The following is a 2,957-nucleotide window of genomic DNA, read 5'->3' as shown; positions in this document are numbered from 1 at the left end:
CCGGTGCCGCCGTAGCCGGTGCCGCCGGTTCTACGGTCGGAGACCGTAAGGACGCGAGGGCCGACGCGGGTGGTGGCCCGGGAGGCGGTCCGATGCCGGGAATCGTCAGGACCGGCGCCGCGGCCCGCGGCTGGACCGGCTTGCCCGACCGCACGACCGGCTTGTCCAGCGGTACGCGCGCCCGGGCGGCCGCGGGCACGAGCGACTGGGCCGCCAGCACGCCGGCCACCGGGCGGGTCGATCCGGTCAGCTCGCCGAGCAGGTCGGCGGCGCTCGGACGGTCGGCGGGGTCCTTGCTCATCGCTGCGCGGACGAGCGGGAGCAACCGGACATCGAGGCCATCGAGGCGCGGTTCGTCGTACACGACCCGGTGCATGACGACCGGTATGGCGGCGATCCCGAACGGCGGCTGCCCCGTCCCGGCGAAGGCGGCGACGCCGCCCCACGCGAACACGTCGGCGGCCGCGGTTGTCGTCTCCCGCATGGCCTGCTCGGGTGCCATGAAGGCGGGTGTGTCGACGGTGTCCGAGGCTCCGGTCAGCAGCGAGCCGGACTCCAGCGACAGCGCCACGCCGAAGTCGATGACCCGCGGCCCGGTCTTCGACAGCAGCACGTTGTCGGGCTTGATGTCACGGTGGACGAGGCCGGCGCTGTGGATCGAGGTGAGCGCGGCGGCGATCGCGACGGCGAGCTGGTGCAGGTCGGTGGTGGACAACGGCCCGTGCTCGTCGACCGCGCTCGCGAGCGTCGGCCCGTCCAGGAACTCGGTGACGATGTAGGGCCGCCCGTCGAACACGCCGAAGTCGAGGACCTCCGCGGTGCAGAACGGCGCCACGCTGCACGCGATCCTGGCCTCCCGCTGGAACCGGGCCAGGTACCGCTCGTCGCGGGCCAGATGATCGTGGATGATCTTTATGGCGACGGGTCGGCCGTCCGGCGAGTGGGCCAGGTACACCCGGCCCATCCCGCCGCTGCCGAGGACACTGTCCAGGACGTGCGCTCCGATGGACCGGGGATCGGCCGCCCGCAGCGGCGTCCCCCCGCTGACCACCATCCGCGCACCCCCGAAGCTGCCAGTGTCGGAGCACCGACACATGCCGCATAACTGGGCAGAACCCTACCCGCCGTCCGCGCGGTCGGCTGTCTGTGTGCGGCCGGTCCGAGCGGCGATGGCGGCGGACCGGTTGTCGCTTGTCAGCCGGAACGTGAGGCGCTCGAGAATCGGCAGGATTTCCGTTGGGCGTCAGCCGGGCCCGGTGGTACGCCACCAGCATGCGCGGGCTGCGCTCCCATGGCTCCAGCGCGTGCCGGAAGATCCGCACGAATCCGTCGTAGAGGGATTCGTCCGGTGTGGGCGGGGCGAGCGGCGTGTGGCTGTGGAGGCCGTGTGGCTGTGGAGGCGAGGAGCGCCTGCGTCTGGCATCTGCCCAGGTCGGCTGGATGATGATTGCCGGCGCCGCCGGCCGCGGCCACGCCGCCCCGGAGCCCGGAGACCCCGGAGGTAACGCCGTCGGAAGTGCCCGCGGGCGGGAGAACAAAGGAAAAAACCTGCCGATGAACCGTTTACCCGGCCGCCTGCGCCGTTTATCGGTTCTCGTCCTCGCCCTTGGCATCATTCTCGCGGTGTGTTCGAACTCCTCCGATGACAACACCACCTCTGACGCGCCACCGGCGCAGAGTGCCAACGCCTTCTTCGCCCGGGCATCGGTGATCGCCGCCACGAAAAAGTTCACCGACTACAGTGCGGACGGCCTGGTCAAACGGCTCCAGGCTCGACTGCGTTGTCCTGCTGAAGATCGTCAAGGGCGGCAAGTTCGAGATTGTCGGCGGTACCAAGGACAAGCCGTTCGTCTGCTGGTCCAACGCCAACCGCGACTGGTCCGAGCCGAAGCCGACCAAGCTTCGCCTGACCGAACCGCCGTTCGGGGAGCGGGCACCACCCGAGGCGGTGGGCGAGCGATCGGCGGCATCCCACCGCTCCACGTCGGAGGTCTACCGTGGGAAGAGCCTGCCCCAGGGTGCCGCTGCGTCTGGCGAGGTGGACGGTGGATGAGGGATCGCTGTACGAGGTGCTCGGGATCGTCCGCACCGCGACCGACGCCGAGATCCGGGCCGCCTACCGCCGCGCGGCCAAGCACGCCCATCCGGATGCGGGCGGTTCGCCCCGGTCGTTCCAGCGGGTCCATGCGGCGTATCGGGTCCTGGGCGATCCTGCCCGCCGGCGTGCCTACGACCTGGGAGTCGCCCGGTCGGCCGAGGCCAGGGCCCGGCCCGGCGCGTCCCCGTCCACCCCGTCCACCCCGGCTGACGCGGGCGGCCGCGCGGGCGGGGTGAGCCGGCCCGTCAGCCGGGCCGATGGCGGTGTTCCCCACCCGGACGCGCGGGAGCGGCGCCGCTACCTCATCGCGATGGCCGTGTGCCTGCTGTTGTTCGTGCTGGCGGGAACAGTGGTGCGGCTGTTCTCCGTCCCGGCGGCGCTGGGAATGATGATCCTCGCCATGGTCATCCCGCCGGCGGCGGTGATCTCCGTCAGCCGCCCACCGCCCCACCGCTGACCGGAGCCCGCCGCACCCGGCGTCCAGCTCGCGGCCCGGCGACATCCTCGTCACCGAGTACGCGCGTAGCGCCTTCACCGGGACGGGTCTGGCGCAGCGGCTCCTGGGTGACGAGGTCACCCAGGTGACCGTCGTGGGGATCGCGACGGGTACCACCCAGGACGTCCTGGCCCTCCTCGCCAGCCGGTCATGACCACGCCGGTCCGCCGCCCGCGCGCCGTTCGGGTGTTCTGCGGTGCCGTGCGGTTCCGCGGAACACCATGATCGGAAAAGGCGTCATGATCGGCGATGTCGGGGGCGTCGCCGGTGTCCCGGGCCGGCCCGCAGCCCCGGGCCCCGGGCCCCGCGGCCCCCTGGCCACCCGCGGGCTCCTGACCAGCGGGGAGGAAAACTGTCGGTGGC

3 protein-coding genes and 1 pseudogene are annotated in these 2,957 nt (G+C 72.1%); 2 read left to right on the top strand and 2 right to left on the bottom strand.

Going from position 1 to position 2,957, the window contains the following annotated elements:
• Both AC559T_RS09415 and AC559T_RS09410 read right to left on the bottom strand, forming a co-directional pair.
• Positions 1-1,054 (bottom strand): serine/threonine-protein kinase (locus AC559T_RS09415; RefSeq protein WP_498868485.1); only part of this gene is annotated, 1,054 nt, incomplete at its 3' end.
• A gap of 181 nt (positions 1,055-1,235) precedes the next feature.
• Positions 1,236-1,613, bottom strand: a pseudogene (locus AC559T_RS09410) (hypothetical protein); the annotation flags it as partial.
• Between the two features lie 128 nt (positions 1,614-1,741).
• On the opposite strand from AC559T_RS09410, the gene AC559T_RS09405 reads away from it, so the two are divergent.
• Together AC559T_RS09405 and AC559T_RS09400 are read left to right on the top strand one after the other, a co-directional pair.
• A complete protein-coding gene (locus tag AC559T_RS09405; protein ID WP_498868484.1) occupies positions 1,742-2,053 on the top strand; it encodes a hypothetical protein in 312 nt (103 codons plus the stop codon).
• Positions 2,046-2,555 (top strand): DnaJ domain-containing protein, encoded by a 510-nt coding sequence (locus AC559T_RS09400; protein ID WP_131627780.1) that lies wholly within the window; start codon positions 2,046-2,048, stop codon positions 2,553-2,555. Before AC559T_RS09405 ends, AC559T_RS09400 begins: the two co-directional genes overlap by 8 nt.
• Positions 2,556-2,957: the final 402 nt, after the last annotated feature.

This window comes from Frankia sp. Hr75.2 (assembly GCF_949319125.1).
GTDB classification, from domain to species: Bacteria; Actinomycetota; Actinomycetes; order Frankiales; family Frankiaceae; genus Parafrankia; species Parafrankia soli.
The sequence above is the reverse complement of the archived record's forward strand: the minus strand, read 5'-3'. Positions and strand labels throughout refer to the sequence as shown.